The 25,966-nt window shown below is 40.7% G+C and carries 22 protein-coding genes; 7 read left to right on the plus strand and 15 right to left on the minus strand.

The features are described from left to right. The first annotated feature begins 51 nt into the window (after window positions 1–51). Window positions 52–882, plus strand: coding sequence for a hypothetical protein (locus L3V38_RS08055; protein WP_237119020.1), 831 nt, complete (start codon window positions 52–54; stop codon window positions 880–882). A gap of 260 nt (window positions 883–1,142) precedes the next feature. Beyond that, the gene (locus tag L3V38_RS08060) at window positions 1,143–2,360 is read left to right on the plus strand and encodes a type III PLP-dependent enzyme (RefSeq protein WP_237119021.1); all 1,218 of its coding nucleotides are present in this window, start codon (window positions 1,143–1,145) and stop codon (window positions 2,358–2,360) included. A 90-nt stretch (window positions 2,361–2,450) separates the two neighbouring features. Here L3V38_RS08060 and L3V38_RS08065 read toward each other — a convergent pair whose 3' ends face one another. The 4 genes from L3V38_RS08065 to L3V38_RS08080 all read right to left on the minus strand — a co-directional run bounded on the left by L3V38_RS08065 (window position 2,451) and on the right by L3V38_RS08080 (window position 8,569). Then, window positions 2,451–2,921: a hypothetical protein gene (locus L3V38_RS08065; protein WP_237119022.1), complete on the minus strand. Its 471-nt coding sequence runs from the start codon at window positions 2,919–2,921 to the stop codon at window positions 2,451–2,453. 77 nt (window positions 2,922–2,998) lie between these two features. Then, window positions 2,999–5,968, minus strand: coding sequence for a TonB-dependent receptor (locus L3V38_RS08070; RefSeq protein WP_237119023.1), 2,970 nt, complete (start codon window positions 5,966–5,968; stop codon window positions 2,999–3,001). 374 nt (window positions 5,969–6,342) lie between these two features. After that, window positions 6,343–7,623 (minus strand): flavohemoglobin expression-modulating QEGLA motif protein, encoded by a 1,281-nt coding sequence (locus L3V38_RS08075; protein ID WP_237119024.1) that lies wholly within the window; start codon window positions 7,621–7,623, stop codon window positions 6,343–6,345. Window positions 7,624–7,702: 79 nt separating this feature from the next. Next, window positions 7,703–8,569 (minus strand): redoxin family protein, encoded by an 867-nt coding sequence (locus L3V38_RS08080; RefSeq protein WP_276574287.1) that lies wholly within the window; start codon window positions 8,567–8,569, stop codon window positions 7,703–7,705. A gap of 189 nt (window positions 8,570–8,758) precedes the next feature. Here L3V38_RS08080 and L3V38_RS08085 point away from each other — a divergent pair, with 189 nt between their 5' ends. From L3V38_RS08085 to L3V38_RS08105, 5 genes are all read left to right on the plus strand, one after another. Further along, window positions 8,759–9,019 (plus strand): DUF3081 domain-containing protein, encoded by a 261-nt coding sequence (locus L3V38_RS08085; protein WP_062567116.1) that lies wholly within the window; start codon window positions 8,759–8,761, stop codon window positions 9,017–9,019. A 7-nt stretch (window positions 9,020–9,026) separates the two neighbouring features. Beyond that, window positions 9,027–9,323 (plus strand): hypothetical protein, encoded by a 297-nt coding sequence (locus L3V38_RS08090; protein WP_130152314.1) that lies wholly within the window; start codon window positions 9,027–9,029, stop codon window positions 9,321–9,323. Window positions 9,324–9,403: 80 nt separating this feature from the next. Then, on the plus strand, window positions 9,404–10,999 hold the full coding sequence (locus L3V38_RS08095) for an AbgT family transporter (RefSeq protein ID WP_062567118.1): 1,596 nt from the start codon (window positions 9,404–9,406) through the stop codon (window positions 10,997–10,999). 221 nt (window positions 11,000–11,220) lie between these two features. Further along, window positions 11,221–12,957: an amidohydrolase gene (locus L3V38_RS08100; RefSeq protein ID WP_237119025.1), complete on the plus strand. Its 1,737-nt coding sequence runs from the start codon at window positions 11,221–11,223 to the stop codon at window positions 12,955–12,957. A gap of 19 nt (window positions 12,958–12,976) precedes the next feature. After that, window positions 12,977–13,495 carry a protein tyrosine phosphatase family protein gene (locus L3V38_RS08105; protein ID WP_237119026.1) on the plus strand — a complete coding sequence of 173 codons (519 nt, stop codon included), beginning with the start codon at window positions 12,977–12,979 and terminating at the stop codon, window positions 13,493–13,495. A 22-nt stretch (window positions 13,496–13,517) separates the two neighbouring features. Here the strand turns inward: L3V38_RS08105 and L3V38_RS08110 are convergent, their stop codons facing one another. The 11 genes from L3V38_RS08110 to L3V38_RS08160 form a co-directional block, all read right to left on the minus strand. Continuing rightward, window positions 13,518–15,764, minus strand: a complete 2,247-nt coding sequence (locus L3V38_RS08110; protein ID WP_237119027.1) for a DUF5916 domain-containing protein — start codon at window positions 15,762–15,764, stop codon at window positions 13,518–13,520. Between the two features lie 203 nt (window positions 15,765–15,967). Continuing rightward, window positions 15,968–17,269, minus strand: coding sequence for a DEAD/DEAH box helicase (locus L3V38_RS08115; RefSeq protein WP_237119028.1), 1,302 nt, complete (start codon window positions 17,267–17,269; stop codon window positions 15,968–15,970). A gap of 67 nt (window positions 17,270–17,336) precedes the next feature. Then, window positions 17,337–17,768, minus strand: coding sequence for an excinuclease ABC subunit A (locus tag L3V38_RS08120; RefSeq protein ID WP_237119029.1), 432 nt, complete (start codon window positions 17,766–17,768; stop codon window positions 17,337–17,339). A gap of 124 nt (window positions 17,769–17,892) precedes the next feature. Continuing rightward, window positions 17,893–19,119, minus strand: a complete 1,227-nt coding sequence (locus tag L3V38_RS08125) for a beta-ketoacyl-ACP synthase (RefSeq protein ID WP_237119030.1) — start codon at window positions 19,117–19,119, stop codon at window positions 17,893–17,895. Beyond that, window positions 19,119–19,844, minus strand: coding sequence for a 3-oxoacyl-ACP reductase FabG (gene fabG / locus L3V38_RS08130; RefSeq protein WP_130152321.1), 726 nt, complete (start codon window positions 19,842–19,844; stop codon window positions 19,119–19,121). Before fabG ends, L3V38_RS08125 begins: the two co-directional genes overlap by 1 nt. Continuing rightward, entirely contained in the window at window positions 19,844–20,296 is a 453-nt protein-coding gene (locus L3V38_RS08135; protein WP_237119031.1) for a hotdog family protein, read from the minus strand. Before L3V38_RS08135 ends, fabG begins: the two co-directional genes overlap by 1 nt. Next, on the minus strand, window positions 20,283–21,446 hold the full coding sequence (locus L3V38_RS08140) for a beta-ketoacyl-ACP synthase (RefSeq protein WP_237119032.1): 1,164 nt from the start codon (window positions 21,444–21,446) through the stop codon (window positions 20,283–20,285). Before L3V38_RS08140 ends, L3V38_RS08135 begins: the two co-directional genes overlap by 14 nt. Before the next feature lie 2 nt (window positions 21,447–21,448). Continuing rightward, a complete protein-coding gene (locus L3V38_RS08145) occupies window positions 21,449–22,000 on the minus strand; it encodes a DUF3261 domain-containing protein (RefSeq protein ID WP_237119033.1) in 552 nt (183 codons plus the stop codon). Then, window positions 21,988–23,229: an NAD(P)/FAD-dependent oxidoreductase gene (locus L3V38_RS08150; RefSeq protein WP_237119034.1), complete on the minus strand. Its 1,242-nt coding sequence runs from the start codon at window positions 23,227–23,229 to the stop codon at window positions 21,988–21,990. The genes L3V38_RS08145 and L3V38_RS08150 overlap by 13 nt, the downstream gene beginning before the upstream one ends. Before the next feature lie 3 nt (window positions 23,230–23,232). Then, window positions 23,233–25,452, minus strand: a complete 2,220-nt coding sequence (locus tag L3V38_RS08155; protein WP_237119035.1) for a transporter — start codon at window positions 25,450–25,452, stop codon at window positions 23,233–23,235. Further along, window positions 25,449–25,961, minus strand: a complete 513-nt coding sequence (locus tag L3V38_RS08160) for an outer-membrane lipoprotein carrier protein LolA (RefSeq protein WP_237119036.1) — start codon at window positions 25,959–25,961, stop codon at window positions 25,449–25,451. Before L3V38_RS08160 ends, L3V38_RS08155 begins: the two co-directional genes overlap by 4 nt. Between the last annotated feature and the right edge of the window lie 5 nt (window positions 25,962–25,966).

Below are 25,966 nucleotides of genomic sequence, written 5' to 3' on the forward strand. Positions count from 1 at the left end.
CACATACCAATTCGCTTAGTGCAATAAGCGAGTTGGTACACAAGGAAATGTATGAGACTAATTGCGTTTATCGTAATTCTATTTACCCTAAACACAGCAACGGCTACAGAAAAACCCAAGCTTACAATTTGGTCTCATGCATATTTTGCCAGCGAAGCAGATAAACTCAGCATTAACCTCCACCTTGCTGCTGTCATAAAACCAGCGCTTTCAAAGACGTTTAATATAGAAGTTGAATTTACTAATCATGCGCGCGTAATTAAACACCTATCAAGTAATGAGCCCAGTTGCACCTTTAACGCAATCAAAACCCCTGAACGCGCAGAAAACATGGTGTTTTCCAAAGTTCCCACCTATATGCATTTGCAACGTCAACTGTATGCACTTAAAAGCACGTTGCAACCTAGCTCAGAGCCTATATCTGTAGCAGAGCTACTCAAAAATAAAGGCAGCTTCGGTATTATTGGTTCAACCAGCTACCGCGAGCTCGATGAAATTTTTGCAAATAAGCACCACAACGTTGCAGCTATTTATGGCGAAAATGCCTTTTTACAATTAAGTCAGCTCCTAATCAATAAGCGTATTGATTACATTATCGCGTACAAACAGGCGCTAGAGGCTCACATACCCGCCCACGAATTAGACTTACTTACTTCACGACGTATTGCTGAATACCCTGAGTTTATAAACGGCTTTTTTGCATGTAGTAAAACAACCATAGGTTATCGTGCTATTGCACTGATTGATAACTTTATGAAAAGTGCAGAAATGGCAGCCTACCTTCAACAATTACATCGTCAGAATAATCACCCAGATGATGCAAAAGCGATGCTTGATATTTACACACAAAGGTATGGAATACACTTTAAAAACAGTCACTAATCACACACCTTAAACTGAATAAAAATAAACCAAAAAAATTTTAAAATAATGCTTGCGCAAATAAAAAAGCAGATCTATTATCTCGCCGCTTCTTGATGATAGCCAATCCGAGTACATTACAAATCTAGTTTGTAGCAAGGCGATAGAGCAACTATCCAAGAGTGTATTTGATTGCACAGAACGTACTGTGCGCTTAATAACACTCAACTGACTTGGACTTCCATTTTTTCCGAGCAGTTGCTTTATTGCCGGAGAGTAAAATGGCTATTTCAACACTTACACAAGACTTAACAATCAAAGTACCTGCAGCGTCGGTTGCTGCAAACGAGTCTACTGCACAACCATCAAATCAATTTATTGAGCAACTTGTTGCACAACATGGTGCGCCATTAATGGTGCTAGATTGTGAATCTGTACGCCACCAGTACCGTGCATTAAGCCGTGCTTTACCAGGCGTTGTTTTACACTTTGCATTAAAGCCACTTCCTCATGCAGCAGTTGTTCGCACGCTTTTAGAAGAAGGTGCTAGCTTTGATTTAGCAACGAGCGGTGAAATTGACTTAGTTGCCAGCCAAGGTGTGCCAAGTGATCGTACTATTCACACGCACCCTATCAAGCGTGACCGTGATATTCGTGATGCCTTTGAATATGGTTGTAATGTGTTTGTGGTTGATAATATCAATGAATTAGAAAAGTTCATTGCATACAAAGACCACGTTGAGTTACTTGTTCGCTTGAGTTTTCGTAATGCAGAGTCATTCGCTGACTTATCGAAAAAATTTGGTTGTAGCCCCGCAATGGCTATTGAGATCATTACTTACGCGCAACAACTAGGTATTCGTATCAAAGGTTTGTCGTTCCATGTTGGTTCACAAACAGCGAGCCCAGCTAAATATGTAACCGCAATTGCTGCATGTAACCAAGTGATTAACGACGTAGCTGCATTGGGGTTACCTGCACTTAGTACGCTTGATATCGGCGGTGGTTTCCCAGTGCCGTACAATAAAGACGTGCTACCAATTGATGAGTTTTGTGCGCCGATTAATGATGCTTTAGCACAGTTACCAGAGACAGTTCGCGTCATTGCTGAACCAGGTCGCTTTATTGTTGCCAATGCTGTAACCAGTGTTGCATCGGTGATGGGTCAAGCTGTACGTGAAGGTAAACCTTGGTACTACTTAGATGATGGTATTTATGGCTCATTCAGTGGTTTAATGTTTGATGAAGCCGCATACCCAATAGAGTCGCTAAAACAATCAAACGAGCGTGTAGAATCAGTATTGGCAGGCCCAACTTGTGACAGCATCGATGTGGTGAGTGAGTCAATCATGCTACCAAAATTAAACAATGGCGATTTAATCATCAGTCGTATGATGGGTGCTTACACACTCGCAACCGCAACAGATTTTAACTTTTTCAAACGTGCAGAAGTTATCGTACTGAATGATGTGGTGCAGGTTGATGCACTCACTGGTTAACAATTTCCTCGACTAAAAGCATGTAAGGCAACATGCTTTTACATTACAAAACGCAGCTGCTCATTCCAGCTGCGTTTTTATTTAACGCAGTTAAACCGTACCTTCAAGGCATTGTTTTTTTCTTAGCTGATCTTCGATTACTAGAGGACGTTTTAGCTCCTTGGTAATTACTTCTGAGGCTTGATTACCCGTCTCTTTATCTGCGAACCAAATAGAAATTTTATCTCCCTTAACTTCACGGTTTAACGTGTAGTTTCCGCCTTCTTTAAAGTTCATATCAAATCGAGCAAAAGCATTCTTTTCAGAAGATGGGAAATCTCTTTCACTAATTACAGCTTTAACCCAAAGAACGTGCTCGCCAGCTTCGTACTGCCTTGCTTGCTCCCAAGCTGAAACAGACTTGCTATTACACATTAAGTACACATAATCTCTTTGCTTACCATGCTCATATTGAAAGTTTTCAACTCTGAACTTACCTTCATCTATATCCTTTTTAATAGGCAACGCACTACATGCTGTCATTAAAACTGCTGAAACTACTAGGCTTGAATGTTTAATCATATTTTTTCTCCATAAAAAAAGCGCCCTCTTATAAAGTAGGCGCTTTTTGTTTAAAAATCAAGCAATAAGCTTAAGTTTTAGAACGTCATGTTGAAAACCATTTCAACAGTACGTGGTGTCTGCCAAGAAACTGGTGAACCAAACTGTGCATTACCATTGAATGCAGCTTCTGTTTCAGCAACCTCTTCATAGTTCGTTACGTTAGTCGCATCAAACAAGTTTTCAATTTGAAGAGATACGAAAGCAGAATCAAACATTTCTAGATAACTAAGATCATACTTGAAGTTAACATCTACTGTCGCAGTCCAAGGAGTTCTACCAAAGCTACCACGTGAGAACTTAGTGTCACCTACATAGTAAGTATCACCATAGTGATAGCTTCCTTGATCTGGGTAGTAACCAGCACCCAGTGCGTTACGAGGACGGCCTGAAGTTAGACGCGTATTCATACCAACAACTAAGTTGTCTGATATAGCATATGAACCGAAGATTTTCAGTGAGTGGCGACGGTCATTAGGTAAGTAACCATTAGCACCGTCCATTAGGTAAGGGTAATCCCAGTCTGTTGTTAAACCAGCATCATCCTGACCGTTATCAGATTTCACATAACCTTCCGCATTACCATAGCTTTGTGACCATGTGTAGTTTGCTTTAAGCATCCATTGACCATCCCATGCTCTTTCAAGCATCAAGTCAACAGCGTTATAGTTACGTTTTGCTTCAGGGTAACCTAGTTGCTCTGCAGTGAAGTTATAGTCTTCTAAAACACCGTCACCGTCAGCGTCATATTGGAAAGATGCGCCTTTACCTGGGTTAAGTAGTAAGAAGTGATCATCATCAATACCGATGCTTTCAAATGCTTTTTCTGCACTCGCATCATCAATTACACTCTTAAGTTCACGACGTGTATATTTGATACCTGCTGACCAATCTTCATTGATCATACCTTGATAACCAATAATGAATTCGTCTTGATACATTGCTTCAAGGTTTGAAGAACGAACACTAACAGGGCTAGGTGCTGTACCATCACCAAATACAACTGTATCACCAAGCTTACCACCTAATTGTGGAACATCATCAGAGCCGATGCTGTCAATTTGGTAATAGTCATGAGTATAAAGCTCTGCGCCTGCTAAACGTACGTTAGTATTAGATGCCACTGGTAAGTGGTAACGACCCGCGTTAGCGTATACTTTGTGCTCACCATCAGCAAAGATGTCATATGCGATGCCTAAACGAGGAGCAAACTGGTTGCTCATCTCAACAAATGTCTCACCGTCAGCATTTAAGTTTTCGAAGCTCTCCCAACGGAAACCGATGTTTAGAGTTAGTTGGTCGTTTACATTCCAGATATCTTCAATGTAGAACGCTTCATTGTTAATATCGAATTCACCACCAACTTCGTAGTTACGTACACGAACATAACGGCCAGAGTCTTGGATTGTGTAGCCATTAGGTAGTACAGCACCTGCTTCATAGTTTTGGTATGCGTAGTAGATATCACCAGAAAGGTTTACAACACTCGTTGAAGTATTTTTCTCTGCATCATAACCAAAGCGCAAGTTGTGATTATCTGTTACTAACCAGTCAACATCAAAACGATATTGCTTACGTTCGTCACTGTTATCTTCAATAGTGAAAGACGCCCAACAACCTAGGTTTTGACCAGATGAAAGGTCATAAATTACTGGACAATCTGCGCCATCAGCCGTTGTAGTATCAGTAAACTCAACTTTACCAGCCATTGCAGAGATTGATAAGTAATCTGTGATGTTACCATTATAGCGAACAGACCAACTTGTACCACCAGATAGCGTTTCAGAATTTAAAGCCGTATCTTTTATGATATTGCCATCTTCATCTAAGTCGTAATCTGTAGTTGCTAGGGTGCTTTCGTCTTTGAACATCCATGCAGATAAAGAGTGATCTTCATTAATGTTCCAATCTAAGCGTGCCAAATAGTATGGGTCATCATCTTTACGGATACGCATACCGTTACCACGATTGATTAGATCTTCGTAATCATTGTCACGCATTTCATAAAGGCCATAGAAGAATAATGTATCTTCAATTAAGGCACCACTTGCAAAAATATCTGTTTTGCTTGTTTCACGTGCATCACGGCTGTTATCGGAAATAATATCACCAACACGGTTTGAACACGTTTCAACTATCTCACCATTTACAACATTTTGTTGGCAATCGTCGGCTTGATAATACGAACTAGGGCGATCACCATACAATGAACCTAAGTCTTGTCGGTGCTGTAGACCAAATTTAAACTCATTTGTACCTGACTTCGTTACAGAACTCACTACACCACCAGTAGAGCGACCGAATTCAGCTGAGTAACCACCGGTTTTAACTTGGAAAGATTCATAAGCTAAGAAAGGAATTGACGCACCACCAACACCGTTACGGAAGTTTGTCATGTTAAGACCGTTCACGTAGTAAACGTTTTCTGCTTGAGATGCACCACCAAAGCTTGCAAGTGAGTTACCTTTCGCATCTTGGAAACGAGAATCACCTAAGTTAACACCAGGAGCAAGTAACGCTACTGATGTGATATCAGGTGCAACTGGTAAACGGTTTAGTTCATCAGCAGAAATATTGAAAGAAGCCTCTGAGCTTGTTGTATCAACGCGTGCAATTCGGCTACCTGTAACAGAAATAACCTCTAAGTTACCTTCAGTCATCTCAACTTCAAGTGCTGCAACTTTACCGATTCCGATTGTTACGTCTTTAAGTTCAGATGTTTGATAACCGCTTTTTTCAATGCGGATGTTATAAACACCTACAGGAATTGAATTTAAATTAAATTGACCTTTAGAATCTACAACAAGTGTCTTTGTAAAACCATTCGTTTCATTGGTGATTGTAACTGTTGCACCTGCAATTGGTGCATCGCCTTGTTGCTGTGTTACTACCCCTTTAATTGCACCATCAACGTTACTTGCTAGTGATTGCGCACTATAAAGTGTTAAAGATGAGCATACGGCAACGCATAGAGCCGCTCTTTTGAAAATGTTGTTTTTATGTATCATAATTTTCCCTGAATTATTATTTTAGTTACTTTCGTACTTTCGATGTAACAAAATATTTTTACCATTAACACGTGGTATATACAAGTATTTATTGAAACTTTCTGATAACAATTTATTAAGAAAAAAACATACTGTATTCAACAACATCTTCAAAAAAAGCCATTTGTACCCATTAACAAAACAATGTCAAAGTTGTAAATATAAGGTTTACGCAAGGGGGCTTTTTAGGGGGTGTTTTAATGAAGTAGGTGTCACTTTATGCTTTAAATGACTTTTTAGTACATAAAGTTAACAATAATTTTTATAGCTTGAATTAAATAGACACTTGAAAGTGTGGAGTTAAATAAATTATTGTCGCTCCACATATACATAGATCAAATAAACAATGGTTTGTAATCGTTTTCTAATTGTTCAAACGACAAGTTACCAATAAAACGACCAAAGCTTAGCCAGGTTGCTAGGCCGCGTAAGTCTTTAAAGTGTGGTGGAATAAATTTAGGGTCTTCAATCACACCTAAGTCATGCAATTGCGATATCAATCTGAAATCATCGATTGAGATTTTACCAACCAATAGCAAGTGCAATTGATCAATTCGACCTAGCTGTATGGCAACACGAATAAGGTTATACACCAACACGAAACCTTTAATATAGGCGATATCTTTTGTAAAAGGTAAGCCTGTTGCTGTACTGCCTCTAAACACCCGTTGAGTAAGTGTATAACTGTCGTCTTTACTCAAACCTTGTGCTACATAGTCACGATAAATATCAACAAACTCAGCGCCATCAATAACCTTGGTAATTCCTTGAATACGGTTAACTAATTTTGCTAAACGTCGAGGCGTCGACTTTAAGGTAATAATTTCGGTCAACACCGCAAGGCCTTCTTGGGTAACCGTAGAGCTCGGTGTGCCTTTACTTAAACAAGTTAAATAAGGCTGCGCAAGACCATTTTGCGTGGTTCCGACATGGATCCAGCCTTCATGCACCTCAAGAATATCTAGCTCACGCTGAGAAAACTTAACATCTTGATTAAGTTTAATATTATTTGCACCTGCCGCAGCATCACTCACAATACCGTCGCTCAGAATAACCTCAACATCGATGCCCGGCATCGTTTGAGTCACTTGCGATGCTAAAATTTTCACTGCATCTTGCGCATCTATGTTTTTTGGATCATCCGGTAAAATATCGGCATCAAGCATACTCTTTAGTGGCTGCTCAAGCATGGTGGCAAGCTCGGCAAGTGAAGGCTCTCCAGCATGAAATAAATCTTTTGGATGACCAAATAGCTCAACAGAAAGATCATGAAATTCAGGCGTGCCACGATACTCAATCATACTAAGTACAGTTTTATATTCAGTACACATCTTGCTCATGTATTGGGCAATCGGATTGAGTTGTCCTAACTGGCTGATGATATCGCGATTTAAATCAGAAAACGCGCGGCGTAACTCGCTTGGCACAAAACCAAGATCACGTTGCTGGTAATAGGCTTGATCAACCGTTGGGTTTTTCTGGCATTTGTGCTTAAAAAACTCTTCTTTGATTTGTTTATCCCAATTGATCGCATCAAGAATACGAATGGGTGTTTGCAGTGCGATTAATCGGTCAGATAACTCGCGTGTTTTTGCTAATAATGCCTTATCTATCATGCTCTAGGCTCACTGTGTAATGAGCCTAGAGCATAGGCTAAATTTGTATAATTACAAAGCTAAATTAATCGGTTTTTAGCTAAAATTTAGCCTGTGTAGTGGCTAACTTTCCATCGTTGTAGATAAGTAAAGTTGGTACCGAATTAATGCCATTTTCGAGAAATAAATCGTTACCATAATCGATTGAAACCGGCATACTTGCAGAGAATTTATCAACATATTCTTGCACTGCACTTTGATCGGTCCATAGCTGGCTCACTTTAACCTCTACATCAATCCCTTGCTCTGCCAACTTATTAACATGTTGCTGCGCTAATACACACTGCTTTGCCATGGCAGGGCGAGTGTCGGCTAAGTACCAGTCGCACCACGTTGCGGTAAATAGTACTGCTTTTTTGCCTTTTTTTGGAATAGTCAATGGAGTCGCTTGGCCTTGTTTTTCGCTAAGCAGTCGTGCTTTTTCAACTTTGCCATTGTGTGATAACAAACGTAATGTGTTATCAAGCGATTTATCGGCTTCGTGGCCTTGAAAAATCACTTTCTCATCGCTATCAATTAACACATGAAAAGGGGTGCCCATAAACTCATAATGTTTCGCAACTTGGCCTGTGTGATCGGTAAATAGAGGCATGCTAAGTGAAAAACGTTCTTTAACCTTAGCAACAGCGTGTGCATCATCATTTAGGTCAATATTAATAGCTACAAATTGAATTTTATCGCCATATTGCTCATAAGCATGCTGAAAATGCGGCATCTGCTCCATACATGGCTTGCACCACGTAGCCCAAAACTTTAAGTAAACTGGTTTTTTGCCTAAGTAACTGCCAAGTTTAACAATTTGCCCTGCTTCATTTTCTAAAACGAGGGGGGTTGTATTCGCCGATATTCTTTGGCTTAAAAGTAACAAGCCTGTTAGCACTACCAAAGGAAAAAACTTATATTTCATTGTGCGATCCTCAAATAAAACTTAGCTTAAGCGTAAGGTAAGCCAAAAGATTGTAAATTTTCGACATCAGCCATGCTAATGTCATTTTACTGATTAATCGCAAAGTGAAGCTTATTAACACTCAAAACATTAAGAATAGCACTAAACTTTTTATAGGCAGTAAACGTATTACATCAAAAAGGAGTCATCATGAAAAACGAGTTAGACGGTAAATTAATTCTTTCTGTGTATGAGAAAATTATTCAACACGGTGAAGATCACGAAGACGGGAAACTCTACGAAGGTATTTGCGCTTTTTCAGATATTGATGGTTATACAGTATATCTAAAAGGCAGCGGTGTATTACTACGTTTTGGTTTTCACAATACCTATCACCTTGACTATCAACACGAAAAAAACAAAGAAGACTTTTTAAAGAAAGTGCTTTATATCGCAGAAAAGGAACTCTAAATACATAATGAAACGACGGGTAAAAGCTGAGTCAAAACAACAGGCTGTATTTATCAATGAGGTTATTAATGAACTTAAATCTAACCCAGATAAGTTAGATATCATACGCGATAATCTGAGTTACTATCGTGAGCAACAGTTTCTTAAGCGTGGTTTTCTGCTGGCAATTGAGCGCTTTGATTGGGTGTTTGAAGCAAGCAATGATGTAGAGCAAATTTGCGCGCAAATTCTAGCTGATGATTATATTGGTAAACGTTTGCGCCGCTACCCCTTGCTATACAAGGGTGTCATTGAGCGTACCTAGAACGATTCCCACCGCTAAAACATGATCTGTCCGGCAAAAAATGCTAGGTTAGCGCCATTTTGAAAATACGAGAACTGGACATGTCAAAAACAATAAACTCTCACAACACCCATGAGGGTGGCAATAATGGGTTATTTAACCGATTTTTAGCCACCGTTGAATTTCTGGGTAATATGTTACCCCACCCTATTACATTATTTGCAATGTTCTGTGTTGCGATCATCGTATTCAGTGGTATTGCCGATTGGTTTGGCCTAAGTGCCATCGACCCACGCCCTGAAGGTGCTGCAGGTCGCGACCCTGATGGTGTAATTGAAGTTGTCAGCTTACTCAGTGCCGAAGGCCTACAACGTATTGTTACTGGGCTTGTGACTAACTTTACCAGCTTTGCGCCGCTTGGTACGGTACTGGTTGCTTTGTTAGGTGTTAGTGTTGCAGAGCACTCTGGCTTACTTTCGGCAGCTATGCGTGGCATGGTAATGGGCGCATCTAAACGCCTAGTTACCTTTATGGTGGTGTTTGCTGCGATTTTATCAAATACGGCATCAGAGCTTGGTTACGTAGTACTTATTCCACTTGCTGCAATGATCTTCCACAGCCTTGGACGCCACCCCCTTGCGGGTCTTGCTGCCGCATTTGCGGGTGTTTCGGGTGGTTACAGTGCCAACTTATTATTAGGCACCATTGACCCTTTGCTAGCCGGTATCACAACGCCTGCAGCACAAATGATTGATCCGAACTACCAAGTTGGCGCTGAAGCAAACTGGTATTTCATGATGATTTCAGTATTTTTAATCGCTATTTTGGGTACTCTCGTTACTGAGAAAATTGTTGAGCCGCGGCTTGGCAAATACAACCCAGAAGAAGCTAGTAATGATTTGCCAAAAAACGACATTGCCGGTTTAACCGATAAAGAAAAGTCAGGCCTAAAGTGGGCTGGTGTTTCATTGTTAGTGGTTTCATTATTACTTGCATGGACAATTGTTCCTGACGACGGCATTTTACGTAACCCAGAAACAGGCCTTGTAGCACACTCGCCATTTTTAAAAGGCATTGTAGTATTTATCTTTGTGACTTTCGGTATCCCAGGGTTTGTTTACGGCCGCGTTGTTGGCACCATGAAAAACGATAAAGATGTCATCGATGCCATGAGTAAAAGCATGAGCTCGATGGGGATGTACATTGTGCTGGTTTTCTTTGCAGCACAGTTCGTTGCCTTCTTTAAATGGACCAACTTAGGCACAATTTTAGCCATTAACGGCGCTGCTCTATTACAAGCGCTAAACCTAACTGGTCCTGAAGTTTTCGTGCTATTCATTTTAATGTGTGCGCTAGTAAACTTAAGCTTGGGCTCTTCATCAGCACAATGGGCTGTCACTGCACCAATCTTCGTACCAATGTTAATGCTTATAGGCTATGCGCCAGAGACTATTCAAGCAGCGTATCGAATTGGTGACTCGGTAACAAACCTTATTACTCCAATGATGAGTTACTTTGGCTTAATACTAGCTGTTGCAACTAAGTATAAGAAAGACATGGGGATTGGTACACTGGTTGCGACCATGCTTCCTTACAGCATGATCTTCTTTGTGGGTTGGGTCGCGTTATTCTACTTGTGGGTGTTTGTACTGGGATTACCAGTGGGCCCTGAATCACCGATTTATTATCAGCCTTAATTAGCATCTCTTCAGAAGAAAAAGCCAAGCACTCGCTTGGCTTTTTCCCCCTGTGTAATTACCCTTGTGGTACTCAGCTTTATAGTAAAAGTCAGTTAGCAGCTTCGAAAATACAGTTTGACTTTAATCAAATTTAAGCCCATTTTTTAAACACAAGCTATGTAAACAGGCTATATTCTTATACTGCTCAAAGACATAATTAATAAACAAGGACGCTACACATGAAGCCTCACCTCGCACTCGCTTGGTCATTACTTGCCTTAACGGCTTGCGATAAAACCCCAGAACAAACAGCTAAAACACTGCCACTGCAAGTTAGCGCTGCAGATGTCATTTATTATGGTGGTGACATTCTTACTATGACTGGCGATAAACCAGAATATGCACAGGCAATCGCTACCCAAGGTGAAAAAATTATCTTTGTGGGTAATAAAAACAAAGCGCTTGAGCATAAGTTTGGCAAAACAAAGCTGGTTGATTTACAAGGTAAAACCTTAATGCCTGGTTTTGTAGATGGCCATAGCCATGTCTATGGTGTTGGTTTACAAGCCATGGTTGCCAATGTCCTACCTAGCCCAGATGGTGATGCCAATAGCGTTGAGCAAATAGTCAATATCCTCACAGCAGCACAAAGTAACCCTGACTACACTACATTTATCGAAAAAACGGGGGCAATTTTAGGCTTTGGTTACGATGATGCTGAGCTTGATAGGTATCCAACTAAAATGGATTTAGACCTAGTTAGTAAAGATAAACCAGTGATTATAATCCACGCCTCAGGCCACTTAAGTGTTGCAAACAGTAAAGCATTAGCCATGGCTGGCATTGATGCCAGCACTGAAAACCCTGATGGAGGACTGATACGCCGAATGCCTAACTCACAAGAGCCAAGCGGTGTACTCGAAGAAAACGCACACTTTGGTTTACTGTTTAAACTCATGCAGTCTTTTGATCCTGAGTTACAAGATATGATGCTTGAAAAAGGCCAGAAAATGTATACCAAATACGGCTACACAACGGCGCAAGAAGGCCGTGCAACCCAAGAAGCTTATGATTCAATGGTAAGAGCATCAAAAGCGAATAAATTCGTGATTGATGTGGTAGCTTATGCGGATATGGCTACGAGTAGCAGTTTCATGGACTCAACCTATAACAGTAAAAACTACACCAACCATTTTCGCATTGGGGGTGTAAAACTTAACTTTGATGGCTCACCGCAAGGTAAAACCGCTTGGTTATCTCATCCTTATTTAAAAGCCCCTGAAGGCCAAGACCAAAGCTATGCAGGCTATCCAACTTTTAATGATGCACAAGCTTTTGAATATGTTGAAACAGCCTTTGCCAATGACTGGCAAGTTATGACTCATGCGAATGGTGATGCCGCCATTGAGCAGTTTTTAAATGCTGTTGAAAATGCGAATAACAAACTTGGCAAAAAAGACCGTCGTCCTGTACTCATTCATGGCCAAACAATTCGTCAGGACCAAGTTAACCGCCTTAAAGAGTTAGGCGTTTTTCCATCACTCTTTCCAATGCATACTTTCTATTGGGGCGATTGGCATGTAAATTCAGTGCTTGGCCACCCCCGTGCAGATTTTATTTCACCCACTCATGCGGTTCGCGAGCAAGGATTAATGTTTAGCACCCATCATGATGCGCCAGTTGCACTGCCCAACGCTCTTCGCGTATTAGATGCAACGGTTAACCGCACTACTCGTACTAATCAAGTATTAGGTCCAGAGCAACGGGTTTCTGTGTATACTGCATTGCAAGCAATGACAACATGGCCTGCGTATCAACACTTTGAAGAAACCTCAAAAGGGCAATTAAAACAAGGGATGCAAGCGGATTTAATCATTCTTGATAACAATCCGTTGAAAATAAAACCTGAAGAGCTCCATAACTTACAGGTGTTAGAAACTATTAGCCGTGGTAAAACCGTCTACAGTAAAAATTAAATACATTTGAAGGAAAAATATGAACAAGTTAATACAATTAGTATTTACCGCTTTGCTGTCATTTTCAGTGCTGGCTACACAAACAGTCACCACAGAGTTGGATATTTTAAACCTTAAAGCTCAGTCTGAATATGTATTGACCTCAGGTCAGCCAAATCAAACTGATTTTGCAAAGTTAAAAGAGCTGGGGGTTGAAAACATCATTAACCTACGTGGAGATAATGAAACTAATTGGTCTGAGCAGGATTTAGTGACTGAGCTTGGCATGAATTATTACCATATTCCTGTGCAATCGAAAGCTGATATTACGATTGAAAATGCCACTAAGCTACAAAACTTGCTCAATGAACATCAACAGCAAACAACCTTGCTTCATTGTGCTAGCAGCAACCGTGTTGGTGCACTTGTTGCGCTTTACAATGCTATTACCTTGAAAAAGCCAATTGATGAAGCTGTCGAGATTGGAAAGCAATGGGGCTTAAAAAGCCTTGAAGGGGTTGTACGAAGTAAAGTAAACGAAGAAATTGGTCAGCCCTAAGCTGACCAACTTTTAAATGAAACTAAAGCTGCCACGCATAACTTAACTTTGTAAAAAAGGTTCGTTGGTCTCTTTCTAGTCCTTTAAGAGAGTCATCCTCATACCCTCTATCTGAGTAACCTAAGTAAAATAAAGTTTGGGCATTAATTTTGTAGGAATAGACCAGTTGACTACCATAGTCACGATTCGTTTGGCTTACATCATAAAGATAAGCTTCATGATTTCGATCCACATCTTCAAATTGTAAAACGAGTTTCAGCATCGAGCGCATATTAAATTTATAATAAACTCGCAGATCCGTTAAGTTAGCGGTATAAACACGGTCGTTTTGTTCGTTATCTAAATAACTGTAACTGTGCTCTAATTGAACCTGCCAATGGTCGTTAATGTCCCATGTCATTTCTGGTTCAATTCGTACCATGGTGCCAAGGGCAGCATTGCTATAATCTATTTTGCTACCATATTGCGCATACAATAAGAAACGCACGTCACGAATTGGCCTAAAACCACCGTAGATATAGCCAATATTTTGATTAAAGAACTCACCAGCATAAAACTCATTACGGTGAATAAAACCAACTTCTGTTTGTGACTGCATTTTGCCTTTAAAAGTAATAAAGCCATCGTACTCTTCTTCGAGTAAATCACCATTTTGCGCCCACGTTTTATCCCACTCAGCATTATAACTGTACTCAGTAATTACATCCTCAGCGTCACGATACCAAGTTTGACCTCCACCAAGTTGAACTTGCTCATAGTCAGCCTTTGCCTGATAACCTAGGTCAGAGCGATAGTCTTTGCCTATATTTTCATAGTTTGCGTAAAGCTCGTAGTCACGTTTATTGCGGCTAAACTCAATATTGTAGGCTTCGTCTGATTGATTTTTTTCAAGACCATACACATCAACTAAATAATCAGAGTTTTTCGTGTCTGTTGTTACAGCTTGGTATTGAATACTATCGGTTTGATTAAACCAATAGCTACCATCAAGGGATAAAACCGTGTTGTGATAATCACCACTTTCACGGTGTGTTGTCATAACCCCAATCGTCCCCTTTTGGCCTATATCAAGTTGATAACGTCCTACAGCTGAATGTGTTTTATCACCAAGATTGGCAAAACCAGAGCCTTGGTTAGTCGGTAGCAAAACGCTGGTATTTTCATCATCCGCATACATAAAGCCATAGCTATGCGTCCCTGTTTTACCTGTTAACTTAACACCGACTTCTGGCTCTGCAATGGTACGTGTATACAGTAATTCAAGTTGGTTAGTGTCAAAGTAAGACGCACCATCTAAGAAGAATGGACGTTTTTCGGCGTAGTAAATTGAATAAGTGGTATTCACATCAAGCTCAAGAGAGTCAGCCTCAACTTGCGAAAAATCAGGATTAATTGTAGCGTTAATGACCGCATCTTGAGTCACCCCCCAACGTAAATCAAGGCCAGCCTTAGTGTCGATATCTCCATTTTGCCAATCTCCTGGCACAGTGTCTTTCGTATCATGGCGAAGTGCTGTTAATGTCGGTGTGAGCTGAATATTTTTACTCTCACTCATATTCCTAAAACCAGTTAATTTATCAAATTGACAAAAACTGCACTTAACATCACGGTCAAAACCGACATTCGACATTTGATAAAATACGTCTCGCGGGTAGTTACGCCAAACAGCAAAGCTCCATGTTAATTGCTCTTGATTTTTAGGAAAACGTAATGCAGTAAAAGGGATCCGCATTTCCACCACATAGCCGTCTTCAGTGATCTGCCCTGCACTATCCCAAATTGCATCCCATGAAGGGTCTTCAACCCAATCATCAATGTCTGTCATACGCATATCCCCTTGAGCACCAAGCGGATTTACATAAAACTCATACCCTGTACGCTCGTCGTTAAAGGTATCGATCATTAAGGCGACATTGTCATCTTGCCACAACGTATCACGGTCCCGAAGTGCAGCACGAATTTGACTCGGATCATTATCTTTGGCAACAAATCCAACATACAAATACTTACCATCTTCATACATATAAGCATCAGTTTGTACAGGTGGCTCACCTTTTTCATTGGGTTCGTTTTGATATTTAAGAGGTATCTTGGTTGCGTGCTGCCAATGTGTTTCGTCCATGACACCGTCAACACGAATAGACTCATTGATATGAGCTAATGAAAATTCGACTTTATCATAAGCAACAGCTTTTAGAGGTACATGTACAAGGCTAAAAAAAATGCCAGGTAAAATAGCACGGGTAATTATTTTTCTTACGTACTGCATAAACATCCATTTAAATACAAGCGTGACCTTCACGCCATTTAATTTTATCGAAAAGCGATTGTAATTCAACGAGGTAGACTTGTTAATAATTTTGTCGATAAAAATTAACAAATACGCAATTTGTATTAGTTTTGAGCAGATAACAAAAAGCCCCGTAGCGTATTCGCGACAGGGCTTTTTAAAATTAACCAAAATTCAATTAGTTATTTTTTTAAGCTTAGTTTTCCGCCTTTTAACGACTTACGTACCTTGGCAATCCGCGAGCGATTCTTAGCACGTGCTTCGCCTGTCGCCTGACCAGACGCCTTGTTTGTACGGTTGCGGCGTAAATGCGATGGCTTTTTACCAATTTTATCAATCAGTACATCACGACTACTGACTTCATAGCCAGGCAACACAATACGTTTAATACGCTGGCCGATTAACTTTTCGATATCGAATAGGGTATTTTCTTCTTCGCGGCTAACGAATGAGATAGCTTGTCCTGGTTTACCAGCACGGCCAGTACGACCGATACGATGTACATAATCTTCAGCAAGCCAAGGCAGGTCAATATTAATAACACGTGGTAAGCCTTCTATATCAATACCGCGGGCTGCCACTTCTGTTGCAACTAATACGCGAACTTTACCTTCTTTGAACTCACGTAATGCACGACGGCGATTGCCCTGGGTTTTGTCACCATGACATACAACTGCAGGAATACCATCAAGGTTTAGCTCTTCAACAAGCTCATCAGCGGTTTCTTTCATGTTTACGAAAACCAAAACCTGTTGCCAATTTTTCTTACCAATAAGCTCAGACAACAACTCTTGTTTACGACGCTCTTCAACCGGATAAACCACGTGCTGAACGGTTTCGGCAGTACTATTAGTTTGGTCAACGCGGATGATTTCAGGTTGTTTAAGTATTTTACTTGCGAACTGCTTAATTGCGGCAGGGAACGTCGCCGAGAACAGTAAAATCTGACGAGCTTCATCACAGCCATTAATGACTGTTTGCATGTCATTAATAAAGCCCATATCAAGCATGCGATCAGCTTCATCAAGCACAAGGTGTTTAACACTTGCTAGGCTGATATTACCTAAACGTAGTTGATCTAATAAGCGCCCTGGTGTCGCTACGACAATATCAACACCTGCTTTAAGATCATTTGCTTGGCCGGCTAGGTTAACTCCACCAAATAAACACACTGTTTTTAACTCAGTGTATTTTGCAAATGCTTTAAAGTTATTAGCAATTTGCTCTGCAAGTTCACGAGTTGGCGCAAGCACTAAGGCACTCGGTGCATTATTATCACTCAGTGTGGTCTCTGACAGCTTTTGAATAAGAGGCAGTGCAAAAGCAGCTGTTTTACCCGTCCCAGTTTGCGCACTGACAAGTACATCTTTGCCTTTTCTTATTGCAGGAATAGCACTACGTTGTACGGGAGTAAGCGTTTGGAAATTAAGTTCTTCTAACGCCTGAAGAATCTCAGAAGAAAAACTAAATGATTTAAAATTCATGCTGTATAACCTGCGGCCATCTTATCAAGGGTCGCAAATTATACAGAAAAAAAATGGTTTTAGTTAGTTATAACTTAACTAAAGTGCCTTTTAATGCTACACCAGCGATAAAAGTACCCGCACCACACTGATATTCAGTCTCACTCACAAACTCGCGCTTTTTATAATAAGATTGAATATTCACGACTGCATTCATACCTTCACGTTTAGCACGCTCTTGTAGAGCCTTAAGCGCACTTAACATTACCCACTCACATGCTTCGCGGTCACTTTTGTTAAACGCATTGGTTTTTTTATTTGTTATCACTTCACCATAACTGCTTTTGATTTTGCTATGACTTTGACTAGCAAAATAAAGAGGAATATCAAGCAGCGCATTTTTTGCTTTCGTTGTTTGCAATAAAGCTTCAACTGGTAGCGTTTGCAGATCATCCCGCGCAGCGCTATTAGCAGAAAATAAACAACCGATAAGAGCAAAAGTGGTAATAATTAATTTCATTTAAAGTTCCTTTTGTGTGGTTTCCATGCAAGCTTTAGTGAAATAGAGTTGTTGTTATTCTGTTTTACTAAGACTTGCATATGGTTCGATGTTGTTGATAAATCTCATTTAACATTGCAGTAGGTTATGCCTGCCACTTCTTAAAAATCAGCGAAGTATTAATGCCACCAAATGCAAAATTGTTACTCATTATGTAATTAGTTTGTATGTCTCGGCCACAACCTTTTATGTAATCAAGGTCTGCACATTGGCTATCAACCTGACTCAAATTGATAGTCGGTGCAAACCAACCATCATTCATCATATTAATACTTGCCCACGCTTCAATCGCACCACAGGCACCTAATGTATGTCCTAAGTAGCTTTTTAGTGAACTAATCGGCTTTTTACCAAGCGCATTATAAGTTGCATGAGACTCAGCAATATCGCCTTTGTCTGTTGATGTTCCATGGGCATTGATATAACCAATATCATCTGCGGTAAGATTGGCATCGGTCATCGCCATATCAATGGCCACTTGCATTGTATCAGCAGTCGGTTGGGTTACATGCTGACCATCTGAATTACAACCAAAACCAACTAGTTCAGCGTAAATAGCTGCGCCACGAGCAATTGCGTGTTCATATTCTTCTAAAATTAATGTCCCTGCCCCTTCACCAATCACAAGACCATCTCTATCTTGATCAAAAGGACGGGGGGTTGTTTTCGCGGCATCATTTTTAGTACTGGTGGCATATAGTGTATCAAATACAGCCGCTTCGGTAATACATAGCTCTTCCGCACCACCAGCAACCATCACTTTTTGACGTCCATATTTAATTGCTTCATACGCATAACCAATGCCTTGTGAACCTGATGTACACGCTGAGCTCGTTGTAATAACACGCCCTTTTAAGCCAAAAAACACGCCCACATTAACCGGTGCAGTATGTGCCATCATTTGAATATAACTCGTTGCTGTCACCCCCGTCATTTCACCTGTTCGCATCATGTTTGCAAAAGCAAGTAGCGGCGGTGTTGACCCCGTTGATGAGCCAAAAGCGATACCCGTAGAACCGTCGGTTAAACTTGGGTGCTCTAAAAGTCCAGCCTGTTCAAGTGCAAGTTCAGTGGTGCGCGTAGACATCATGGCAACGCGGCCCATTGAGCGTACTTGCTTACGCTTATAATGACTAGGCTTTGTAAAGTGCGTTACAGGCGCAGCTAAACGTGTATTTAAATCAGCAGCACAATCCCATTGCGACATGTATTGAACTGCGTTCTCACCTTTTTTAAGCGCACCTTTAAACTCACCCCAAGTATCACCCAGTGCAGTAATTGCGGACATACCTGTAACAACAACGCGCTTCATTACACCATTCCACCGTTAACTGAAATAACTTGTCGAGTAATATACGCAGCATCTTCAGAGCATAAAAAAGAAACAGTGCCAGCCACTTCGCTCACCGCTCCCATACGCTTCAATGGAATCATTTTTAGCATTTCATCGACAGGTAAATCATCTGTCATTGCCGTTTCGATTAAACCAGGAGCCACACAATTGACGGTAATTTTACGCTTAGCAAGCTCTAGCGATAATGCTTTTGTGGCACCAATAATACCCGCTTTCGCCGCGCTATAGTTAACCTGACCACGGTTACCAGCAATCCCCGATACAGATGCCATAGTAACAATACGTCCCCCCTTGCGTGTTTGCACCATAGGCATCACGGTTGGATGAACCACATTGTAAAAACCATCAAGCCCTGTGCGAATCACTTTATCCCAATCATCGCCCTGCATCGCTGGAAATGCCATATCATTGGTTATCCCAGCATTACAGATCACACCGTAATAGGCACCATGCTCAGCTATATCTGACTCTATTTGTTCTTTTGCCAATGCTCTGTCACATACATCAAACTGTAATAAACTGGCATGCCGACCCAATGCGATAATCTCTTCGCACGTTTGTTTAGCTTCAGCCAAACCGCTTCGGCAATGTACGGCTATATCAAAGCCGTCGCCTGCTAATCGTAATGCGATTGCTTTACCAATACCACGGCTTGAGCCTGTCACTAAAATACGTTTTGTCATTAACTTTCTCTTATAAACTGCATTGGATCTTGTGGCTGAAACACATTGATTTTTGCTTCGGCTAATAGCGTTTCGTCGTGGTGAATTTGACACTCAAAGACGCTTAATCCTGACTCTTCTTGATACAACTTTGTAACCGTCACCTTAAGCGTTTGCCCTTTTGCAAAGACCGGTGCATAGGTTTTGTATTTACGCGTACCTATTAGAAAACCTATTTGTACATCGTTCCCTTTATCTTTTGCCAGAGCACCCGCATATGCGGCAATGGTTTGTGCCATATACTCACAGCCAATATAACTGGCAACCCCTTTTAAAGACGCATTGTAAAATGGACTCTGAGGGCTAATATCCACCTCACAACAAGCACTCTCGTCAGTATAATTGGCAAGACGATTGAGCAAAATCATAGGCGCACTATGAGGTACAACCTGCTCAATTTTATAATTCTTCATTCAGATGTCCTAGTACTACACTGACATTATTGCCACCAAAGGCAAATGAATTTGATAAACAATGGCTAACCTTTACGTGTGTAGGCTGAGTTATCAGGCCAATATCGGCTAGTGTTTCGTCAATTTCGATTTGATTAAACACCATACTCGTAAATTCAGGATGCGCTAAGTAGAGCCAACAAAGGCCTGCTTCTAGCGCACCGGCAGCACCTAATGTATGGCCCGTTAGATGTTTTGACGAACTAACCAGCGTATTGTTGCCAAACACATCATTGATTGCAAGTGACTCCATGGCATCATTTTGCGGTGTTGCAGTGCCATGAGCATTAATATATTGAATATCTGAGGGGGTAATACCCGCATCAGTCAATGCTGCTTTCATTGCTGCTATGGCGCCTGACCCATCAGGGATCGGCGCTGAAATATGATGGGCATCAGAGCTCTCACCTCCCCCTAAAAAAGCAACACTGTGATCACTGAGTTTTTCTTTACTCATTACAAATAATGCCGCAGCTTCACCAATATTGATGCCTTTTCTACCCTTGCTAAATGGTTTACAGATGCCATCACTGATTGAAGACAGTGAATCAAAGCCATTAATAGTAAGCTGGCAAAGACTGTCTACACCACCACATATCACCACATCAGCTAAATCTGCACTCAATAAAGCGCGAGCACTTATCATGGCTTTTGCGCTTGAACTACAAGCTGTAGAAATACTGTAATTTGGGCCTGATGCATTTAGTTTTTTTGCGATATAAGTGGCAGGTGCAACTAAGGCCTGATCATAATAATCAAATTGGCTTGGCCACTGCCCTTTTTCAGCATGTACTTTTCTGGCTCTTTCGCCTTCTTGTATAGCAGCTGTACTGGTACCAATTACCACAGCAATACGTTCATTTGGGCACATGATTTTTGCTAAAGTATCGGATAACTGCTCAAGGGCTAAGTCAATTAACTTATAAAAACGCATCGATTCAGATAAAGGTATCTCATTGACTAACCCCACACAGGTAGGTCGCTTTTCAAATGCCAGTGAAGTAACTTCTGTTAGTGTTTGCTTAGGTTGAGCATACACACTTTGCATAGTTTGCTCTTGCCCTACGCCCATCGCGCTAACAATCCCTAAGTCATTTAGCCAAAATGGCATAATTAATTAACCCTTTGAAAAATTATTGAGTAGTCTCGCTCGTAGTTAACAAGCTTGGTTTGACTGTCTAAAAATTGAATTTCGCTGATCAGCCGTTTTCCTTGGTAAAGGCGTCGTGTTGCCCCTTGCTCATCAATTACCAGGCCATAAAGCTGTGAATTAAGTACATCTATAGGCCAATGCACAAGCATGATGTCAGCTAAAATATAGCGTGGATCAACCGCACCAATCGGCAACATTCTTTCACTTTTGACCGCTCCTAATGGCGCTTTTTCGAGTTGAAAAATTGGCATTCCTTGCACCGTCATTACAACTAAATTTATACCCCTTTCACTGCTCAAATTTAACTGTGCTAACAGGGTATGCTGCTCTGCATCATGGGTTACTTGAAGCACTTGCTGCCAATTATCAAGGTCTAACGAAACAGGCGGATCCGATAAATAAATACCAGCATTTGGTGCAAGCTCAAGCCCTGTTTTAACTGCATACTCACTGGCACAGCTGACTAAAAATAAGCTAAAAACTACAATTACATAACGCATTATTGCTGACATAACTCGACCAAGGTGTTTAAACGTTTATCGCTTTGTTTAACAAATGGATTATCAAGATCCCACGCATAACCCGCTAGAATAGCACTGATCATTTCACGTATTTGTTGATTTTGTTCACTATAAAAAATGACATCCTGAAATGAACCATCATACCAAGCACTCACATAGGTTCTAAAGCAATTGACGCCTTGTTGTAAAGGGGTGCTGTACTGCTTTTCAAAATCAACTTTTTCACCCCGCAAATAGCTATCAACCAAAGGAGCCACCAACGAAGCTGATTTTAAAGCGATAGTGACACCAGATGAAAAAACAGGATCTAAAAACTCCCCCGCGTTCCCCAGTAACGCAAAATGCTCACCATATAAAGACGACACATTCGCTGAATAACCTTTAATGGCACGCGCCTCACCCTTTGCCACACGATTTGCTAGTAATTTGCTTAAGTAAGCATCTTGTTCAATAAACTGATTTAAGCAAGTTAATGGTTCTTGCGGCTCAAACTGATTCGGTTTGCCAACCACACCGATGCTTGCTGTGCCATCGCTAAATGGAATAAGCCAATACCAAATATCTTTAAATTCGGGGTGAATATTAATGAGTATTTTCTCGCGGTCAAACTGCTCGTCACGAATATTATCCTCAAAATGACTGAAAAAAGCCCAGCGCACCGGAAAGCTTGATGGTGTTTCTAAGTTAAGTAGTCTTGGTAACACTCGACCAAAGCCACTGGCATCGAGCACAAATCGGCCTTTAATTTGATACCTTTGCTGATTTTCATCAATAACGCTAAGTAGTGCACCATCTTCACAATCTGTGTAAGCTGATACGCTATGTTGGTAGCGAATTTCTGCCCCTTGTTGCATCGCACCATCGGCCAAGCATTTATCAAAATCAGCACGTTTTACTTGAAACGTTGTGCCTGGGCCTGCACTGAATTTTTCTGTAAAGTCGATATGTGTATGCTGGCCACGGCGCTGAAACGCCGCGCCGTTTTTAAACTGAAAACCTAAATCTTGAGCCTGCGACTGCACAGCCTCTTCAAGGTTTGCTTCAGCTAAAAAGCTCATGCATTGGGGTAACAAGCTTTCACCTATCGAAAAGCGAGGGAAAACTTGTTGCTCTAATACCACAACACGCCACCCTTTTTTAACCAATAAACTGGCTGCCACGGCTCCTGATGGGCCCGCACCAATGATAATCACATCTGCCTGTTGAATTTGCGTATTCACCTATTATTTTTCCTTATTATTAGGTAATGCAACACTAAGTGGTGCGAGTATATAAATACACATTAGCCCCACTAAAACCGTTAAACCAAAGCTAAAAATGGCTGGTGTTTTTGACACTGCGAGCATACCAAATACCCACATTGATGATGCTGCTGACAAACTAATTGCCAAAACATTACTCGGTACCAGTTTATTAATTTGATAAAATACGAGGTAATCAATTGCTAACGCTAAAATCAATAAACAGCCCAATAAGTTAAAAATCGATAATTGGCTTTGTATCAAACTGCACAACAATAATACTGCGGTTAAAGTTAAAGCGAGTATCAAGCCTTGCTTACATGCTGTTTTAAACCCAAACTTAAAGGTAAATAACAAAACAGCGAAGGTCATAGCAATCAGTAATGTGACTAATAATGAATGTGAGTAATGACTCAGCCCCTCAGTGATCAGCGCAACTTTATCATACACAATTAAATCGCTGTCGGCGGCTGCCCACTGCTTTAATTGCTGTTTTTCAACGCCAGTTACCATGAACCAACTGGCCAAAAATGAGTTGTTTATAAACACTTGATTATGTATCAGTGGTGCTAGTGCTGAATCAAGTGCGGTCTCTAAAGTTAAGGTCGACTGGCTAAACTGCACTGGATTGGCGGTCATTTGGCTAACGATATTTATAGCAGCTTGATGGGTTAATAAATCCGCTTTATTCTCGCGTTGTCGATGAGTACTTGGTACAAGATCACTGAGCATCACAGCCTTGCCTTTATACTCATTAATTTTGCTTTTTAACGTTTCTTGCTTTTCTAAAAGTTGCTGTGCATTTTCAGCAAACAAAATCATTATCTGGCCATTGTCTTTTCCTAGCAACGCCATGTGCAGTGCTTCGTTATCCATCAATGCTTTTGGGCTTGCATTTAATAGTTTTACATCATCATTTACTACTGGAGGTTTAAGTAGTGTAAATACACTTAACAGCACTAATAGTCCTATTATTAGTGCTGTTTTATACTCGTTAACCTTCTGTAATTGCTTGCTAAGAGATAACGTAAGATGATTAGCACTTTGAATCACTGTTAACTTATTTTGCCAGTGGGGTAGTAAAAATCGCGTGCTAAACCATGCAGTTACAAGCCCTGCAACAACAAACACACCGACTTGAGTTAACAGCTGAACGGGCGAGAAAAATAAACTTGCATACCCCATCGTCGTAGTCAGTAAAGAGAGCGCTAACGCAAGCTTGAGTCCACGACTAAAACCGCTCTTATGCTGCGTTAAATCAAGCATGCCATGAAATGCATAATCAATAGCGATGCCAATCAGTGTGACCGCAAACACAAGCGTCAGTACATGGATCTGATTAAACAAGCTAACGAGCACTATCGAGCCACCAAGTGCAGCACTGACCACAGTCACCGAGGCAAGCCACAATGCATTTACTGATCTAAATACCCACACAACCATTATAAACAGTGCAACTAAGCTCAAGGAGCCAAATAAAGTCATTTCAAATTTTGCTTGTTTAGCATTTGCAGCGGTATGAAATAAAGCCCCTGAATAATGGACAGTTGTATTTGGGTACTGACTTTCTAATTGGGTGAGTTTAGTTAATATTTCATCATTTAAAGCGATTGCCTTATTAATCGAAAAGGCATTATTGGTGCTGTTAACAAACAAAAGTAAGTAATCTTCGCCTTGGTAGTTAGCAGTTATTCGGCCATCTTGTAATTCAAATTGTTGTATATTGGCTAAAACATGCCTCAAAAAACTTGCGGTACTAAGCGTAGGATCTTGATTGATGGTGCTAGATACGAAGGGATCAGCAATTTGGCTCAATTGCCCCAAATAGTACTGCTCGAAAACTTTAGGTTCACGTAGGCTTTGTTGGTACTCGGGTGCCAACAAGTAACCCGCGTATTGGCTATAAAAATCGGCAAGAGTCTCAATCTTCGGCAGTGTAAAGCGCGGTTGAATATTTTTGCCAGCTAACCAACTCAGCATTTCGTCATAAGCTTCGGTATTATTTTCACCGCTAAATGAAAAGCTCAGTTGTTGCTTGTTGGCTGAAAAAAAGTGCTCTTCTACCTGTTGTAACCTTGGCTCAGACTTGGGCAGCAAGGCTAAAATGTCATTATTTAAAGCCGGTTGTTTTACCACAAAAGCAACAACTAACATAACAGTGAGTAAAGTTAGCCAAGATAATGTAATTGCCCACGCTTTCACTTTTGCTGCTCATTTTCAGTATATGAGAAACGCAATAAGGTAAAATTCTCATTTGGCTCTTGTAAGCGCACGGTAACCACCTTATTCGCATCAAAACAAAGTTCAAACTGGCTAAAAACTTGTTTTAGTAATGCTTGGTTAGGCAACAGGATTTCGCAATTAGGCTCAACGCTTTTATTTATTGTAAATTGCTCTGCTAACGCCGCTTTGTCGTGTCTTAAAATTGCTCGTAGCAGGCTCACATAGGGCTCAGCCCCTTTTTGTAATTGTTCGTTTCCTTGACTGTCAAGAGTATAAACTTGGCCCTGTTTAATAAATAAAGTGCTTTTTACCGGTGATTGCACTTGCCATGTTAAGCTCTCTTCATTAAGTTCAAAAATGCCTTTTGAAATAAAGGGCTTGCTAAAGCCCTTAAAGTGTTTTTCTTGGCTGAATGAGCCATGCTCTATCACATTCTTAGCAAGAGCCGGCGTTATAAAAAACATACTACATAGTAGAAAAATGCTCATTCGCA

The organism is Pseudoalteromonas sp. L1 (assembly GCF_021728095.1).
Lineage (GTDB): Bacteria > Pseudomonadota > Gammaproteobacteria > Enterobacterales > Alteromonadaceae > Pseudoalteromonas.

Bases quoted from the DNA above. Each gene is read 5' to 3' on its own strand.
- L3V38_RS08120 (WP_237119029.1), bottom strand. From the start codon at position 17,768: ATGAAATTAATTATTACCACTTTTGCTCTTATCGGTTGTTTATTTTCT.
- L3V38_RS08090 (WP_130152314.1), top strand. From the start codon at position 9,027: ATGAAACGACGGGTAAAAGCTGAGTCAAAACAACAGGCTGTATTTATC.
- L3V38_RS08065 (WP_237119022.1), bottom strand. From the start codon at position 2,921: ATGATTAAACATTCAAGCCTAGTAGTTTCAGCAGTTTTAATGACAGCA.
- L3V38_RS08125 (WP_237119030.1), bottom strand. From the start codon at position 19,119: ATGAAGCGCGTTGTTGTTACAGGTATGTCCGCAATTACTGCACTGGGT.
- L3V38_RS08105 (WP_237119026.1), top strand. From the start codon at position 12,977: ATGAACAAGTTAATACAATTAGTATTTACCGCTTTGCTGTCATTTTCA.
- L3V38_RS08055 (WP_237119020.1), top strand. From the start codon at position 52: ATGAGACTAATTGCGTTTATCGTAATTCTATTTACCCTAAACACAGCA.
- L3V38_RS08160 (WP_237119036.1), bottom strand. From the start codon at position 25,961: ATGAGCATTTTTCTACTATGTAGTATGTTTTTTATAACGCCGGCTCTT.
- L3V38_RS08095 (WP_062567118.1), top strand. From the start codon at position 9,404: ATGTCAAAAACAATAAACTCTCACAACACCCATGAGGGTGGCAATAAT.
- L3V38_RS08070 (WP_237119023.1), bottom strand. From the start codon at position 5,968: ATGATACATAAAAACAACATTTTCAAAAGAGCGGCTCTATGCGTTGCC.
- fabG (WP_130152321.1), bottom strand. From the start codon at position 19,844: ATGACAAAACGTATTTTAGTGACAGGCTCAAGCCGTGGTATTGGTAAA.
- L3V38_RS08100 (WP_237119025.1), top strand. From the start codon at position 11,221: ATGAAGCCTCACCTCGCACTCGCTTGGTCATTACTTGCCTTAACGGCT.
- L3V38_RS08145 (WP_237119033.1), bottom strand. From the start codon at position 22,000: ATGTCAGCAATAATGCGTTATGTAATTGTAGTTTTTAGCTTATTTTTA.
- L3V38_RS08110 (WP_237119027.1), bottom strand. From the start codon at position 15,764: ATGCAGTACGTAAGAAAAATAATTACCCGTGCTATTTTACCTGGCATT.
- L3V38_RS08080 (WP_276574287.1), bottom strand. From the start codon at position 8,569: ATGAAATATAAGTTTTTTCCTTTGGTAGTGCTAACAGGCTTGTTACTT.
- L3V38_RS08140 (WP_237119032.1), bottom strand. From the start codon at position 21,446: ATGCCATTTTGGCTAAATGACTTAGGGATTGTTAGCGCGATGGGCGTA.
- L3V38_RS08115 (WP_237119028.1), bottom strand. From the start codon at position 17,269: ATGAATTTTAAATCATTTAGTTTTTCTTCTGAGATTCTTCAGGCGTTA.
- L3V38_RS08135 (WP_237119031.1), bottom strand. From the start codon at position 20,296: ATGAAGAATTATAAAATTGAGCAGGTTGTACCTCATAGTGCGCCTATG.
- L3V38_RS08075 (WP_237119024.1), bottom strand. From the start codon at position 7,623: ATGATAGATAAGGCATTATTAGCAAAAACACGCGAGTTATCTGACCGA.
- L3V38_RS08085 (WP_062567116.1), top strand. From the start codon at position 8,759: ATGAAAAACGAGTTAGACGGTAAATTAATTCTTTCTGTGTATGAGAAA.
- L3V38_RS08060 (WP_237119021.1), top strand. From the start codon at position 1,143: ATGGCTATTTCAACACTTACACAAGACTTAACAATCAAAGTACCTGCA.